The organism is Bradyrhizobium sp. UFLA05-109, assembly GCF_054185165.1.
Genome location: NZ_JBBIAR010000028.1, coordinates 33,045 through 49,187, shown reverse-complemented (window position 1 = coordinate 49,187; position 16,143 = coordinate 33,045). Strand labels below are relative to the sequence as shown.

General features: G+C 63.4%; 9 protein-coding genes and 1 pseudogene. 9 read left to right on the top strand and 1 reads right to left on the bottom strand.

Annotated elements, in window-relative coordinates:
- Positions 1 to 19: 19 nt before the first annotated feature.
- From Q3C01_RS21315 to Q3C01_RS21300, 4 genes and pseudogenes are all read left to right on the top strand, one after another.
- The gene (locus tag Q3C01_RS21315; RefSeq protein ID WP_458147270.1) at positions 20 to 1,300 is read left to right on the top strand and encodes a lipoprotein-releasing ABC transporter permease subunit; all 1,281 of its coding nucleotides are present in this window, start codon (positions 20 to 22) and stop codon (positions 1,298 to 1,300) included.
- 4 nt (positions 1,301 to 1,304) lie between these two features.
- Entirely contained in the window at positions 1,305 to 2,006 is a 702-nt protein-coding gene (locus Q3C01_RS21310) for an ABC transporter ATP-binding protein (protein ID WP_458147325.1), read from the top strand.
- 577 nt (positions 2,007 to 2,583) lie between these two features.
- Positions 2,584 to 3,509, top strand: a pseudogene (locus Q3C01_RS21305) (formylglycine-generating enzyme family protein).
- A 30-nt stretch (positions 3,510 to 3,539) separates the two neighbouring features.
- Entirely contained in the window at positions 3,540 to 5,339 is a 1,800-nt protein-coding gene (locus tag Q3C01_RS21300; protein WP_458147269.1) for an arylsulfatase, read from the top strand.
- A 284-nt stretch (positions 5,340 to 5,623) separates the two neighbouring features.
- On the opposite strand, the gene Q3C01_RS21295 is transcribed toward Q3C01_RS21300, so the two are convergent.
- Positions 5,624 to 6,703, bottom strand: coding sequence for a zinc-binding dehydrogenase (locus Q3C01_RS21295; protein WP_458147268.1), 1,080 nt, complete (start codon positions 6,701 to 6,703; stop codon positions 5,624 to 5,626).
- A gap of 113 nt (positions 6,704 to 6,816) precedes the next feature.
- Between Q3C01_RS21295 and Q3C01_RS21290 the strand changes: the two genes are divergently transcribed.
- The 5 genes from Q3C01_RS21290 to Q3C01_RS21270 all read left to right on the top strand — a co-directional run bounded on the left by Q3C01_RS21290 (position 6,817) and on the right by Q3C01_RS21270 (position 16,068).
- Positions 6,817 to 7,590, top strand: coding sequence for a helix-turn-helix transcriptional regulator (locus tag Q3C01_RS21290; protein WP_458147267.1), 774 nt, complete (start codon positions 6,817 to 6,819; stop codon positions 7,588 to 7,590).
- 625 nt (positions 7,591 to 8,215) lie between these two features.
- Entirely contained in the window at positions 8,216 to 10,009 is a 1,794-nt protein-coding gene (gene nirK / locus Q3C01_RS21285; RefSeq protein WP_458147266.1) for a copper-containing nitrite reductase, read from the top strand.
- A 469-nt stretch (positions 10,010 to 10,478) separates the two neighbouring features.
- A complete protein-coding gene (locus tag Q3C01_RS21280; protein ID WP_458147265.1) occupies positions 10,479 to 11,204 on the top strand; it encodes an outer membrane protein in 726 nt (241 codons plus the stop codon).
- 508 nt (positions 11,205 to 11,712) lie between these two features.
- Positions 11,713 to 15,216: a DNA polymerase III subunit alpha gene (gene dnaE / locus Q3C01_RS21275; RefSeq protein ID WP_458147264.1), complete on the top strand. Its 3,504-nt coding sequence runs from the start codon at positions 11,713 to 11,715 to the stop codon at positions 15,214 to 15,216.
- Between the two features lie 117 nt (positions 15,217 to 15,333).
- On the top strand, positions 15,334 to 16,068 hold the full coding sequence (locus Q3C01_RS21270) for a carbonic anhydrase (RefSeq protein WP_458147263.1): 735 nt from the start codon (positions 15,334 to 15,336) through the stop codon (positions 16,066 to 16,068).
- Positions 16,069 to 16,143 lie beyond the last annotated feature (75 nt).

The window sequence follows — 16,143 nt, the reverse complement described above, 5'->3', positions numbered from 1 at the left end:
ATCATGGGATTATCGAGCGATGGATGAGACCATGACCGAGTCTGTGCAAACCGCGCCCTTCGCGCCATTCGAATGGATGTTATCGGCGCGTTACCTGCGGGCGCGCCGCAAGGAAGGATTCATCTCGGTCATCGCCGGGTTCTCCTTCCTCGGCATCATGCTTGGCGTCGCCACGCTGATCATCGTCATGGCCGTCATGAACGGCTTCCGGAAAGAGCTGCTCGACAAGATCCTCGGCCTCAACGGCCATATCCTGGTGCAGCCGCTGGAATCGCCGCTGACCGACTGGAAGGACGTCGCCGAGCGCATCAGCATGGTCGACGGCGTGCGGCTCGCCGCGCCCGTGGTCGACGGCCAGGCGCTAGCCTCCTCGCCGTTCAATGCCTCCGGCGTGCTGGTGCGCGGCATTCGCGCCGATGACCTGAACAACCTCACCTCGATCGCCAAGAACATCAAGCAGGGCTCGATCGAGAATTTCGACGAAGGGCAGGGCGTTGCGATAGGCCGGCGGCTTGCCGATCAATTGTCGCTGCACGCCGGGGACAGCGTCACTCTGGTCGCGCCGAAGGGAGCGGTCACGCCGATGGGCACGACGCCGCGGATCAAGCCGTACAAGATCGTCGCGGTGTTCGAGATCGGCATGTCCGAATATGACGCCGGCTTCGTCTTCATGCCGCTCCCCGAGGCGCAGGCCTATTTCAACCGCAACAACGACGTCACCGCGATCGAGGTGTTCACCACCAATCCCGATCGCATAGACGCGTTTCGCAAGTCGGTAACGGAGGCAGCTGGTCGGCCGGTGTTCCTGGTCGACTGGCGACAGCGCAACTCGACCTTCTTCAACGCGCTCCAGGTCGAGCGCAACGTGATGTTCCTGATCCTCACCATGATCGTGCTGGTGGCTGCGCTCAACATCGTCTCCGGCCTGATCATGCTGGTAAAGGACAAGGGCAGCGACATCGCGATCCTGCGCACGATGGGCGCCTCGCAAGGGTCGATCATGCGGATCTTCCTGATCACGGGCGCATCGATCGGCGTGGTTGGCACGCTCGTCGGCTTCTTCGTCGGGCTCGTCATCTGCCTCAATATCGAATCGATCCGGCAGTTCCTGTCATGGCTCACCAGCACGGAACTGTTCTCGCCGGAGCTCTATTTCCTGTCCCGCCTGCCTGCCGAGATCGACGTCGGCGAGACCACGGCGGTCGTGATCATGGCCCTGACGCTGTCGTTCCTTGCGACGCTCTACCCGTCCTGGCGCGCCGCGCGTCTCGATCCCGTCGAAGCGCTCCGGTACGAGTGAGGGGCTGATGGAGCAGGGGGCGGAAGATGTGCCAGTCATTTATCTCCACGAGATAAAGCGGCAGTACGTGCAGGGCGAGAACGTGCTGACCATCCTGGACGGCGCCAAGCTCGCGCTGTGGCCTGGACAGTCGGTGGCGCTGGTGGCGCCGTCGGGCTCGGGCAAGTCGACGCTGCTGCACATCGCGGGCCTGCTCGAGGCGCCCGACTCCGGCGAGGTCTATGTCGGGGGCTCTCCGACCTCGCAACTGCCCGACATCGAGCGCACACAGCTTCGCCGCACCGAGATCGGCTTCGTCTACCAGTCGCACCGGCTGCTGCCGGAGTTCTCGGCACTGGAGAACGTCATGCTGCCGCAGATGATCCGCGGCCTAAAGCGATCCGAGAGCGTCAAGCGCGCCAAGGACATCCTGTCCTATCTCGGGCTCGGCGACCGCATCACCCATCGCCCGGCTGAGCTGTCTGGCGGCGAGCAGCAGCGCGTCGCGATCGCCCGCGCGGTCGCCAACGCGCCGCGGGTGCTTTTCGCGGACGAGCCGACCGGCAACCTCGATCCAGGCACCGCCGAGCACGTGTTCCAGGCCCTGATGCAGCTCGTGAAGGCGACCCAGGTCTCGATGCTGATCGCGACCCACAACATGGAGCTCGCCGGCCGCATGGACCGGCGGGTGTCGCTTTCCAACGGCCAGGTGGTCGAGCTCGACTAGAATCTCGAAAACAACCCCGTGCAAAGTAGCCGCTGACCGTCGGTGCGTCTTACGGATTTTACGAAACCATTTGACGCGTCGGGCAAATCAGCGCGATAAATCCATCATCGCGCCCGTGGGGCTGCGTCGTCGTCCGGCCGTCGCGCTGACGCCCTTGCCGTCCTCGGGAACAGCCTGCAAACGATCGCGATATCTTTTCTGCGGCGCTCGCGCTCAGCCGCGAAAAGGGGATACCGCATCTGCGTTGGGCTATGTTGTACAGCTGTCGCGCCTGATGCCAGGCAATCGCGAGATCGAAGTCCTCATCAAGCAGCTCGAGCTAGAGGGCCGCAGAAAGCTGACATGCGCCGGCCACGATGGTTCGTGATCCGCAAATGCGTCGAGGCGAAGGCTTTGATCCATGTCAACGCGCCATTCGTTTGCCGCGCAACCTCTTGAAAGGCTACTCGCGTCTGGTTTCACACCAAGTTTGGCGCGAAACGGTGCGCGCGGAAGGAGGGGCAAATTCGGTCCCAAATGGAACAGCTCGATGTCGGGTGCGACCAAACGGCCACCGCATAATGAACTGTCCAGGGACATGGCCTGGATTCCCGGTGGCACCTTCCGCATGGGGTCCGATCACCACTACCCGGAAGAAGCGCCCGCCCATCGCGTGAGCCTGGACGCCTTCTGGATCGACCGCACGCCGGTCACGAACCGACGGTTCGTCAACGCGACCGGCCACGTCACGACAGCGCAGATCGCGCCGAACCCCAAGGACTATCCGGGCGCGCTGCCGAAAATGATCTATGCGGGATCGCTTGTATTTTCGCCGCCCCGATGCGTGACCGATCTCCGCGATTGGAGCCAGTGGTGGAGCTTCATGAACGGCGCCAACTGGCGGAACCCTTATGGTCCCAAAACAAATATCAAGGGGCTCGACGATCACCCTGTCGTGCACGTCTCATTCTCGGACGCGCTCGCTTACGCGACATGGGCCGGCAAGGAACTTGCGACTGAAGCCGAATGGGAGTTCGCCGCTCGCGGAGGACTCGACGGCGAGGAGTTCGCTTGGGGCAGTTCCCTCTTACCCGGCAGCAAGCACATGGCGAATACCTGGCAGGGAAATTTTCCGGTCCAGAACACGTGCGAAGATGGTTAAGAGCGCACTTCGCCAGTAGCTGCGTTTCCGCCAAACGGCTACGGCCTGTATGACATGATCGGTAGTGTCTGGGAGTGGACATCGGACTGGTGGTCCGCGAAGCACGAAGCCGATGCGGTTAAGGCTTGCTGCATTCCCACCAATCCGCGGGGCGGACCGGAGACGGCCAGCATTGATCCATGTCAACCCAACATCCGCATTCCCTGCAAAGTTCTGAAAGGCGGCTCGCATCTGTGCGCGCCGAATTACTGTCGCCGCTACCGCCCGGCCGCACGCCTGAGCCAGTCGACACCTCAACCAGCCATGTCGGTTTCCGCTGTGTGGTGCGGAAGCCCGCCCAGACCGATCTCCAGCCGACCTGAGGAACTTTCATCGCATGTAGGGAGTGCCATATGAGCGCCGAAGCCGAACACAAGAAGACTGCCCCAACGGGTGACAAATCCATCGACCGCCGCAATCTTTTGCTCGGCACGTCGAGCCTGGTCGCGGCGGCAACGCTCACATCCGAGGCGCTGGCGCAGGCGCAAAAAGCTGCGCCCGCCGCCGCTCCCGCAGCCGGGGCGCCCTCGGGGCGCAAGCCGAACATACTCGTCATTTTCGGCGACGATATCGGCATCGCCAATATCAGCGCCTACTCCGGCGGCCTGATGGGTTACGAGACTCCGAACATCGACCGCATCGCGCGCGAGGGACTGAAGCTCCAGCACTATTATGGGGAGCAATCCTGCACCGCTGGACGATCCGCGTTTCTGACCGGTCAGCACATCATGCGCAGCGGTCTGAGCAAGGTCGGATTCCCGGGCGCACCGATGGGCATGAGCCAACTCGACCCGTCTATCGGCGGTCTTCTCAAAAATCTCGGCTATGGCACCGGACAATTTGGCAAAAATCACGTGGGCGATCGCAACGAGTCATTGCCGACCGTGAACGGCTTCGATGAGTTCTTCGGCAACCTCTACCACCTCAACGCCGAGGAGGAGCCCGAATTGCCGAACTATCCGAAGGACCCTGGCTATCGCGCGAAGTTTGGTCCTCGCGGCGTGCTGCGCTGTAAAGCGACCGATCGCGACGATCCAACTGTCGATCCGCGCTTCGGCAAGATCGGCAAGCAGACGATAGAAGATACTGGCGCGCTCACCAAGAAGCGCATGGAGACGATCGACGACGAGACGTCTGCCGCGGCGATCGACTACATGACGCGGCAAGTGCACGCCAACAAGCCGTTCTTCTGCTGGATGAACACGACGCGCATGCACCTGCGCACACATGTGCGCGAAGCTAATCGAGGCAAATATACGCACGGAGACAGCGAATATATCGATGGCATGATCGAGCACGATGGGATTATCGGCAACTTGCTTAAAGCGCTCGACGATCTCGGCGTCGCCGACAACACCATCGTTGTCTATACCTCCGACAACGGCCCGCACATGAACACCTGGCCCGACGGCGCCATGACCTGGTTCCGCTCGGAAAAGAACACCAACTGGGAGGGCGCGTTTCGTGTGCCGTGCCTTGTGCGGTGGCCCGGCGTAATCGAGCCCGGGACAATCAGCAACGAATTGATGAGTCACAACGATTGGGCGCCAACGCTTTGCTCGCTCGCCGGCGAGCCGGACATAGTCAACAAGTTAAAGTCCGGGTACACAGCGAATGGCATCAACTACACGGTCCATCTCGACGGTTACGACCAATCGCAATTCCTGAGCAACGTCCGCGGTTCGGCGGCCAATAACAACGGCACGAAGAGCGCACGATCCGGCTTCTTCTACTCCGACGACGATGGCTTGCTGGTTGCCTACCGGAAAGGCGACTGGAAATACGTCTATTCGGAGCAACGCAAGGAGGGGACGATGGGCCTGTGGGCCGAACCGTTCACGACGCTTCGTCTGCAAAAGATATTCAATCTGATGCAGGATCCTTTCGAGCGCGCCGACATCACGTCCAACACATGGTGGGATTGGAATTTGAATCAGGTCGGCGCGGTGTACGGGACGATGGATGACGTCTTTCAGTTCGCCGCCTCATTCAAAGACTTCCCACCGCGTTCGTTCCCGCCAAGCTTCAATCCGGCGAACATCCTCGAAAGCATGATGGACGGCATCAAGCGTCGGGATGAGCTCAAGCAGAACATCGACGTGGACCGCCTGCGTGACAGCCTCAACAGGCTGCTCTCTACCAGCAACCGCTAGGACTGCGACCGGCCGTGGAACTCCCGCGGCTGGTCGTCCTATACGGCGCGCGCTAAGCAACTGACGCTGGAGCGAGGTGCAACCAGACTGACGGGGTACTTGATGGTCAGCACATGGATCGAACGGCCATCATTGATTTCGTCGCACGGGTGACGAGGCAGGGCGGTGCGGACTTAGTGCCGGCCGTCCGAGCGCGTAGCGACCTTCGACAATGATGCACGCTGTGGTGTGAGCAGCCTTTACTGAGTCCGCGCCCTAGTTTCATACCGCGGAGCGGCGATAGGCTACGGCCGGATGACCGTCATCTTGAACGGACCGGCATGGGCCGCGGCGTGCGCGACCGCCTCGTTGGCGCGGTCGAGATCGAACGACGTCGTCTCGTAGTGATCGAGGCGCAAGAGCCCGGCGCGCACGAGCGCGATCAGGCGGACCGCCGCATCCGGCGGATACATCCAGACGCCGTGGATGGTGACGCAATTGCGCATGATCCAGGGGTAGGGCAGCTCCAGCCCGGGTCCACCGGCCATGCCGACGCCGCCCATCAACACGACGCGGCCGTAGGCACGCACAGTCATGAGCGCCGCGCGCACTACCGTGGGACTGACCGAGGGCGGCATGATGTCGAACACGCAATCGATCGGCCCGGGCGCTGCGCGCTTCATCTGCTCGCGGTCGTCGCTCTCGTCGCCGCTGAGCTTTACGGGTCTGACGCGCGGGCCATAGCGCCGCACGAGATCGGCGAGGATGTTTTCGTTGCGCCCTGGCGCCACGACACAAGCCGCGCCCATGGCGAGTGCCACGGCCACGGCGGCGCTGCCGAAATTCCCGGTGGCGCCGCTGACTAGTACGGTCTCGCCGGGCTTGAGGTCGGCCGCGAGGAAGCCGCCATACGGCACGAGCATGGTGCCGAGCGCGCACCATTGCGTGGCCTCGACGGAGGTGATCTCGCCGAGCCGCTTCACGTTCTCCGTCGGCACGCGCATCTGCGCGGCGAACGAGCCGTCACGAAAATGCCTTTGCAGCTTCATGCCGCCTTCGTCGCGGGCGCTCAGCGCCTGCAAGGTGATGTCAGGCGACACTGCGTCGTCGCGCGAGCGAACGGTCGGATCGCAAAACACGCAGTCCCCGACGGCAAGTTTGGTCGCGTCCGGTCCGATGGCGCGGACACGGCCGATGCCGCCGGGGCCAGGGATCACGGGCAGATCGAGCGCGTAGTTGCGCGCGCCGCTGAAGACCTCGTTCAGATATGGCAGCACGCGGGTGGCGACGACGTCGACGATGACCTCGCCGGTGCCGAGCACGGGAGCGGGAACCTCCTCGATGACGAGCGGTGTTCCCAGGGATTTGAGGATGGCGGCTTTCATGATTGTTCACCTCGCATTCGAGCTGAACAGAATATGCCTGCCTTGGAAGGCGCATGAAGGCCTGGTATTATCCTAGTATTGCGAAGGCCCTGCGTAACAGGCGGAGCGAGATCATGGCCGATCCCCGACGTGTCGAATTCGGCGATTTCCTGCGCTCGCGCCGCGAGAAGCTGACGCCGAAATCCGTCGGCCTTCCGTTGGGCCAAAGGCGGCGCACAGCGGGGCTGCGGCGCGAGGAGGTGGCGCAGCTCGCAGGCATCGGTGTCGACTGGTACATCCGCCTCGAGCAGGGCCGCACCGTGAGCCCGTCGGTCACCACGATCGATGCGCTGGCCCGCGCGCTGCGCCTCAGCAAGACCGAGCACGCGCATCTGAAGGCACTGGCGCGCGACGGCGACAAGCGTCCGTTCGTGCGTGAGGTCGTGCCGCCGCCGATCCTGCGGCTGATCGAGAGCTTGAAGCAGCCGGCCTACATCACCGGGCGGCGCTGGGACGTGCTCGCCTGGAACGATGCCGCCGAGGAGGTTTTTGCGTTCGGGCGGCTTCATGAGGAGGATCGCAACACGCTGCTCCTCATGATGACCAGCAAGCAGACGCGAAAGTCTTACGGTACGAGCTGGGCGGACGTGGCCAAGGGCATGGTGGCGATGTTTCGCGCCACCCACGACGTCTGGGCAGGCGATCCCGCATTCGCCGAATTGCTTGCGCGGCTGCGGCAGGGCAGTCCGGAATTCGTCAAATGGTGGGAAGCGCACGAGATCCGCAGCACTGCCTCGGGCCGCAAGACGATGTCTCACCCTACAAAGGGCGTGCTCCATTTCGAGCACACGAGCTTTCAGGCCAATGACGATCCCGCGTTGAAGCTCGTCATCTACACGCCGGTCTAGGGCGTATGGGCAACGGCCAAGTGTGAAGGCCGAGCGGACACCGTTGCAATCGGTCGGAGCGACCCTGCGCCGTTGATTTAGATCAAACGAGACCGATGCGTTGCAGCGATACTTGCGACGAGCGCCGGACAAAGCAGCAGGTTTCAGGATGTGGGAACAAATTCGCGCCGTCTGGCGGGCATCGTCCGTTTTCATTGTCGGGCTGGCCGTGATTTTGGGCGGGATCTATCTGGTCGGACGCCTGTCTTCATCGACGAACCCGCCGCCTGCCGCAGCCCCCACTTCGGATCAAGCCGCCTCGTCGGATCAAGGTCGCAATCGGGGCCAGCCTGCCGTGGCCTCGACCGAGACGCCGTCGCCACAAGGCGCCAGCGCGAAGCAGCCTGCGCAGCAGCTCGCTCAATCGGGCAAGGCGCCTGCTCAGCCGCCGGCCGATCAGAACAATCCCGCGCCGCCCCCAAAGCCATCCGCGAACGCAGCCGCGCCATCTCCGGCCGCCGCTGCCTCGCCTTCCGCCGATAACCAAATGGCGGCGAACCCCCCGTCGCCAGGCGCAGCGCCATCACAGCCAGTCACCCCATCACCATCCGCTCATGACCATATGGCACAGGGTAACAGGCCGCAGGTGAGCGCTACGACCGGACAGTCACCTGCGGCGCCCGGCCCCAACGCTCCGCCGTCCGCGTCCAATGCTGCAACAGCCGGATCGAATGCCGTGCCGGGCATCGGCGATGCCACGGCAGGTCGTCTGGTCTTCCGGAAGTGCCAGGCCTGCCATTCCACCGAACCCGGCAAGAACATGCTCGGCCCGTCGCTCGCCGGCGTCATCGGCCGCAAGGCCGGCACGGAAGCTGGTTACAACTATTCGCCCGCGATGAAATCGGCTGACATCGTGTGGAGTGCGCAGACGCTCGACCAGTACCTGACCGACCCGGCGAAGGTCGTGCCGGGCAACAAGATGCCGTTTCCCGGCCTCAAGACCGATCATGACCGGGCCGACGTGATCGCGTATCTCGCAGGCGGCGCGCAGCCCGCAGCCACCGCCGCGCAGCAGCCTTCGCAGGCTGCGGCGTCGCCCACGCCACAGCCGGCCCAGACGCAGGCGGCGCAAGGCGCACCCGGCACCGACATCACTTACATTCCCGACGCGCGATACACGCTGCATTCGGGGATTGCGGATGGGCGTATGGTCTTTATCGGCGAGGGTGGCGCGATCGACGGCAAGGTCAATCCGGTCCTGACCGCCGTTGAGGGACAGGTGGTTCAACTCACTCTGATCAATGGCGAAGGGGCGCAGCACGATATCGCCTTTCCCGACCAGAACACCACCTCGCCACGCGTTACCGGAAAGGGCGCAAGCACGACGATCGCATTCCGCGCCGATAAGTCCGGGGACTTCGTTTATTTTTGCAGCGTGCCCGGCCATCGGCAAGCCGGTATGGAAGGTCAGTTCCTGGTCACCCCGCGCCCGCCGCCTCAGACGGTGGTGGAAGCCGATATCTCGCGCGAGCCCACTGACGTGCCGCCGCCGGTCGGCAAACGCGATCCGCAAACCGTGCGTGTCGACCTCTTGAGCGTCGAGCTCGAAGGCCGGCTCGCGGAAGGAACGACGTTCGGCTACTGGACCTTCAACGGCAAGGTGCCGGGCCCGATGATCCGGGTGCGTGTCGGCGACACCATCGACATTCATCTGAAGAATTCCGCCGACAGCTCGATGATCCATTCAGTTGATTTCCACGCCGCGACGGGCCCGGGTGGCGGCGCAGCGGTACTTCAGGTCGATCCCGGCCAGGAGAAATCAATGACGTGGAAGGCGCTGGTGCCAGGCCTCTATGTCTACCACTGCGCCACTCCAATGGTCGCCGAGCATATTGCAAACGGCATGTACGGCATGATCCTTGTGGAGCCCGAGAGCGGCATGACGCGAGTGGATCGCGAGTTCTACATCATGCAGGGGGAAATCTATTCCGACATGCCCTATGGCCAGCGTGGAAGCGCAGAGTTCAGCGTGGAGAAGCTTCTGAACGAACGTCCGGAATACTTCGTCTTCAATGGCTCAGTCGGAGCGCTGTCTCGTCTCCACCCCTTGCAGGGAAAGGTCGGCGAAACCGTGCGCGTTTTTTTCGGTGTCGGCGGGCCGAACTATACATCGTCATTCCACGTCATCGGGACGATCTTCGACAGAGTCTACACGGCTGGCGGACTTCAAAGCCCGCCGCTTGAGGGAATTCAGACGGTCACCGTGGCGCCGGGCGGAGCGGCTATCACTGAATTTAGGGCACAGGTGCCGGGCAACTACACGCTGGTGGATCATGCGCTCGCGCGGGTGGAGCGCGGGCTGTCGGGCATCCTGAGCGTCGAAGGTCCCCCCAACCCCGAAATCTTCAACGGCAAGGTGATGCCAGGCATGGGGCACTGACCACGCCCCCGGTGCAGAAATCGAACGAGGGGATCCATCAACCTCAAGATCCCAGAAGGTCCTGGATTCGATGTTTCGCCAAGACTGTTTGGCGCGCTCGCCAATGACATAATGACGTCATGCGACCAGAATCACTTCCGGTGTGAGCGAGCGGTGTGAACGAGCCGCATTGTGGAACAGCGCTGGCGCAATTGTGGCATCAATGCGGTGACAAAAAGTTGGCGCGCCACACTCGCGTTCACACCAAGATGTGAACGCTTTTTCTGTGAACAGAGAGACGCGATTAACACTGGAACGACTGTAAAAATAGCACCCAAACGACTTTCAGGCGGGCGTGGGAAACATTCATTTACCTAGCAGGTCCTTTCGATAGGACTGTTGCGTTGCGGTTACAGCAATTCCTTCGATCGCTGTTATGAGGTGCCCATGGCCCGGGGGCCCTTACGAAGAAACTGGAACGGGAATTCAAATGAAGAAGACTGTGTTGCTTGCTGCTGCGAGCCTTGTCGCGATCAGCGCGGCTGCGCCGGCGGTGGCTGCTGACCTCGCTGCGCGTCCTTACACGAAGGCGCCGCCCGCGATGGTCGCCGCGATCTACGACTGGAGCGGTTTCTACATCGGTATCAACGGCGGTGGCGGTTCGGCTCACACGACCTGGGATTTCGTCGGCACGGGCACTGAAGGTTCGCACAACGCGACCGGCGGCACCGTCGGTGGTCAGGTCGGCTATCGCTGGCAGACCGGCCAGTGGGTGTTCGGCGTGGAAGGTCAGGGCAACTGGGCCGACTTCTCCGGCGACAACGTCAGCCTGCTGTTCGCTGATCGCAACCGCAGCCGCATCGATTCCTTCGGTCTGATCACGGGTCAGGTCGGCTACGCCTGGAACAACGTGCTCGTCTACGTCAAGGGCGGTGCCGCTGTGGTCGGCGACAAGTTCGACGTCTACAGCACCACGACCGGCGCGCTGCTCGCCTCGACCAGCCAGACCCGTTGGGGTGGCACGGTCGGTGCCGGCCTCGAAGTCGGCTTCGCTCCGAACTGGTCGGTTGGCGTCGAGTACAACCACATCTTCCTGCAGGACAAGGACATCACCTTCACGGGTCTCGTGGGTACCGACCGCATCCGTCAGGACGTCGACATGGGCCTCGTCCGCCTGAACTACAAGTTCGGCGGCCCGATCATCGCCAAGTACTGATATCAACTACCGATAAGGTCGCTCCTTCGGAGCGGTCGCGAAAGCCCCGGCCTTGTGCCGGGGCTTTTTTCTTTCAGGAATTCACCGAGTTAACCATTGGGTGCGAAGCCGGGCCGCGACGGCCTTTGCGGCGCTTGACTCTCAGAACAAAAATAGAACATTGTTCTCTCTATGTTCTGGTGAGGGAGCAAGGCCATGTTGAAGATCTTCGTGGAAGAAGCCGCTGCACTGGCGTCGATTACGCTGTTCGTCGGGATGATCGCGATCTGGGCGCAGGTGATTCCGCAGCTTTAGCCAGCGGTTCTGTAAACCGCTGCTCGGCGCCCCGGTGAGAGTTCCTCGCGGGTGGCCTTTGGGGAAAAGCGGGACGACGCGGCCGATCGGCCGCTCCGGCGTGGACTCTGGCGCGGCGACGCCTCACCATTGTGAGGCGAGTCGGGCAAGCGAGTGCAGGATGCCTCCGGCGCCGCGACCGCTCCATCTCATATGCAAAAGGCCGTAAGCGACCATGCCGAGCGCCGGATTTGTCCATCTTCATGTTCACTCGGCGTATTCGCTGCTCAAGGGCTCGATCAAGATCGCCAAGCTCGCGGAGCTGGCGAAAAAGGACCATCAGCCGGCGTTGGCGCTGACCGACACCGACAACATGTTCGGTGCGTTGGAGTTCTCCGACAAGATGGCGGGTTCCGGCATCCAGCCGATCGTCGGCTGCGAGCTCGCGATCGATTTCGGCGACCAGGATCCGAATGCGCGCAATGCGATTCTGCCCTCGCGGGTCGTACTGCTGGCCGCGCAGGAGCGCGGCTATCGCAGCCTGATGCGGCTGAACTCGCGCGCGTTCCTCGAGACTCCCGACAGCCACGCGCCGTTCATCAAGTTCGATTGGCTTGACGGCGAGACTGAAGGCCTGATCGCGCTGACGGGTGGGCCGGACGGGCCTATCTCGCTTGCGCTCGGGGCCGGCCATGCCGAGCTCGCAGCCACGCGCTGCGAGCGACTCGCGGCCCTGTTCGGCGACCGGCTCTACATCGAATTGCAGCGCCATGGCATCGACAAGGAGCGCCGCATCGAGAGCGGGCTGATCGACATCGCCTACACGAAAGGCCTGCCGCTGGTTGCGACCAACGAGCCGTACTTCGCCTCGACCGACGACTACGAGGCGCACGATGCGCTGCTCTGCATCGCCGGCGGGCGGCTGATCGCCGAGAGCGATCGCGAGCAGCTCACGCCCGACCACCGCTTCAAGACGCGCGCCGAGATGGCCGTGCTGTTCGCCGACATTCCGGAGGCGCTGGCCTCGACGATCGAGATCGCCGAGCGCTGCTCGTTCCGACCGATGACGCGCAAGCCGATCCTGCCGTTCTTCACCGTCGGCGCCGCGGGCAGCTCCGATGCGGCCGCGGTCGAGGCGGGGGAATTGAAGCGGCAGGCGGAGGAGGGGCTTGCGAACCGCTTGCGCGTGCACGGCCTGTCGCAGGGCACGACCGAGGAGGACTACAACAAGCGGCTCGCCTTCGAGCTCGACGTCATCACCCGCATGAAATACGCGGGCTACTTCCTGATCGTGTCCGACTTCATCAAATGGGCGAAGTCGCAGGGCATTCCGGTCGGGCCGGGCCGCGGCTCCGGCGCGGGCTCGCTGGTCGCCTGGGCGCTGACCATCACCGATCTCGATCCGATCAAGTTCGGGCTGCTGTTCGAGCGCTTCCTCAATCCCGAGCGTGTCTCGATGCCGGACTTCGACATCGACTTCTGCCAGGACCGCCGCGGCGAGGTGATCCAATACGTGCAGCAGCGCTACGGCCGCGACCAGGTCGCGCAGATCATCACCTTCGGTACGCTGCAGGCGCGCGGCGTGCTGCGCGACGTCGGGCGCGTGCTGCAAATGCCCTATGGGCAGGTCGACAAGCTCACGAAGCTCGTGCCGCAGAATCCTGCCGCACCGGTAACGCTGGCCGCCGCGATCGAGAGCGAGCCAAAGCTCCAGGCGTTTCGCGATGAAGACCCGGTCGTGGCGCGCGCCTTCGACATCGCCCAGCGCCTCGAAGGCCTGACGCGCCATGCCTCGACGCACGCGGCAGGTATCGTGATCGGCGATCGCCCCTTGAGCGAGCTCGTGCCGCTCTACCGCGATCCCAAGTCCGACATGCCGGTGACCCAGTTCAACATGAAATGGGTCGAGCCCGCGGGCCTCGTCAAGTTCGACTTTCTCGGCCTGAAGACGCTGACCGTGCTCGACGTCGCGGTGAAGCTCCTCAAGCCGCGCGACATCCATGTCGATCTCGCGACGCTGCCGATCGACGATGCCGAGAGCTACCAGATGCTCGCGCGCGGCGACGTGGTCGGCGTGTTCCAGGTTGAAAGCCAGGGCATGCGGCGCGCGCTGATCGACATGCGCCCCGACCGTTTCGAGGACATCATCGCGCTGGTCGCGCTCTATCGCCCAGGCCCGATGGCGAACATCCCGACCTATTGTTCGCGCAAGCACGGCGACGAGGAGCCGGAATATCTGCACCCCGTCCTGGAGCCGATCCTGAAGGAGACGTTCGGCGTCATCATCTACCAGGAACAGGTGATGCAGATCGCGCAGGTGATGTCGGGCTATTCGCTCGGCGACGCCGACCTCCTGCGCCGCGCGATGGGCAAGAAGATCCGCGCCGAGATGGACAAGCAGCGCGACATCTTCGTCGTCGGCGCGGTGAAGAACGGCGTGCCGAAGGCGCAGGCCGAGACGATCTTCGAACTGCTCGCCAAATTCGCCGATTACGGCTTCAACAAGAGCCACGCGGCGGCCTATGCGCTGGTGTCCTACCACACCGCCTACATGAAGGCGCATTATCCGGTGGAGTTCATCGCGGCGTCGATGACTCTCGATCTCAACAACACCGACAAGCTCTCCGAATTCCGCTCCGAGGCGCAGCGTCTCGGCATCAAGGTCGAGCCGCCGAACGTCAACCGTTCAGGGGCGACCTTCGAAGTCGGCGAGAAGACCATCTATTACGCCCTCGCAGCGCTCAAGGGCGTCGGCCTTCAGGCCGTCGAGCAGATCATCGAAGAGCGAACCAGGAACGGGCTGTTCACCTCGCTCGCCGATTTCGCCGCGCGCGTGTCGCCGCGCGCGATCAACAAGCGCATCATCGAAAGTCTCGCCGCCGCAGGCGCCTTCGACACGCTGGAGCCGAACCGCGCCCGTGTCTTTGCCGGTGCGGATGCGATCCTCGCCGCCTGCCAGCGCGCGAATGAGGCCGCGACCATCGGTCAGAACGACATGTTCGGAGGCGCGGCGGATGCACCGACCATCATGCTGCCGCAGATCGAGCCATGGCTGCCGGCCGAACGGCTGCGGCGCGAATATGATGCGATCGGCTTCTTCCTGTCCGGCCATCCGCTCGACGACTACGCGACGATCCTCAAGCGCCTGCGGGTGCAGAGCTGGGCGGAATTTTCGCGCGCGGTGAAGACCGGCGCGACCGCCGGCAAGGTCGCCGCGACGGTGGTGTCGCGCATGGAGCGGCGCACCAAGACCGGCAACAAGATGGGCATCATGGGGTTGTCCGATCCGACCGGCCATTTCGAGGCGGTGCTGTTCTCCGAAGGGCTCGCGCAATATCGCGACGTGCTGGAGCCGGGCGCGGCGGTGCTGTTGCAGCTCGGAGCCGAATTGCAGGGCGAGGACGTGCGTGCGCGCGTGCTGCACGCCGAGCCGCTCGATGACGCCGCCGCCAAGACGCAAAAAGGCCTGCGCATCTTCCTGCGCGACACCAAGCCGCTGGAATCAATCGCGCGGCGGCTTTCAGGTCCGGACGCTGCGCCATCAAACGGCGGAGCGCCGAAGGTCGGCAGCCCCGGCATCGCGCCGCGTTCCAACGGCGACGGCGAGGTCTCGCTGGTGATGATGCTCGATCTCGAAACCGAGGTGGAGATGAAGTTGCCCGGCCGCTTCAAGGTCTCGCCGCAGATCGCAGGCGCGATCAAGGCAGTCGCCGGCGTGGTCGACGTGCAGCAATTGTAGCATCCGCCGATCGAGTCCGGCGGTGCCGGTACATGGTTTTGTCGGCGGCGAAGTGTCGCTGTCATTTGCGTCCTGTACTATTCATGCAGATATGTACTGAGATGGTAGGGGAAAGATATGTGCGACAAATGCTCTGACTATTTGCATCATCCGCTCGTGCCTTCGCGACGCTCGATGATGCTGTTCGCCGCTTCGGCATTGATGTTCGGTTCGACGGCCTTCGCCAAGGAGACGAAGACGCCGCCCAAGCCGCAGAACGTGCTGTCGCCGGATGCGGCGCTGAAGCGGCTGATGGACGGCAATGCGCGCTATGTCGACGGCGTGACGCGGCGCCACGACTTCAAGCATGAGCGTGAAGCGCTGGTCGGCGGCCAGAATCCGTTCGCGGCCGTGTTGAGCTGCGCCGACTCGCGCATCGCGCCGGAATACGCCTTCGACAGCGGCCGCGGTGATCTCTTCGTGTGTCGCGTGGCCGGCAATTTCGCCGGCGACGAGACCATCGCCAGCCTGGAATATGCGGTGGCCGTGCTGAACACGCCGCTGATCATGGTGCTGGGCCACGACAGTTGCGGCGCCGTCGATGCGACGCTGAAGGCGATCAAGGACAACAAGCCGCCGCCGGGACACATTCCCGAGCTGGTCGAAGCGATCGCGCCCGCCGCCAAGGCGGCCATGCAGCAGGGCGGGGACGTGCTCGACAAGGCGATCCGGCAAAACGTGATCGACAATGTTGCCAAGCTGAAGTCTGCGGCGCCGATCCTCAATGCCGCGGCCGAGCAGGCCAAGCTCAAGGTCGTCGGCGGCATCTACCGGCTGGCCACGGGCACCGTCGACCTGATCTCCCAGGGGTAGGGGGCCTGGATCAGGATCATGCGGCCAGGAACTCGCAATCGCGAACCTGACATGGAGCTGACGGACTGCGGCCAG

Bases quoted from the DNA above. Each gene is read 5' to 3' on its own strand.
- Q3C01_RS21270 (WP_458147263.1), top strand. From the start codon at position 15,334: ATGTGCGACAAATGCTCTGACTATTTGCATCATCCGCTCGTGCCTTCG.
- Q3C01_RS21300 (WP_458147269.1), top strand. From the start codon at position 3,540: ATGAGCGCCGAAGCCGAACACAAGAAGACTGCCCCAACGGGTGACAAA.
- Q3C01_RS21315 (WP_458147270.1), top strand. From the start codon at position 20: ATGGATGAGACCATGACCGAGTCTGTGCAAACCGCGCCCTTCGCGCCA.
- dnaE (WP_458147264.1), top strand. From the start codon at position 11,713: ATGCCGAGCGCCGGATTTGTCCATCTTCATGTTCACTCGGCGTATTCG.
- Q3C01_RS21280 (WP_458147265.1), top strand. From the start codon at position 10,479: ATGAAGAAGACTGTGTTGCTTGCTGCTGCGAGCCTTGTCGCGATCAGC.
- Q3C01_RS21295 (WP_458147268.1), bottom strand. From the start codon at position 6,703: ATGAAAGCCGCCATCCTCAAATCCCTGGGAACACCGCTCGTCATCGAG.
- Q3C01_RS21290 (WP_458147267.1), top strand. From the start codon at position 6,817: ATGGCCGATCCCCGACGTGTCGAATTCGGCGATTTCCTGCGCTCGCGC.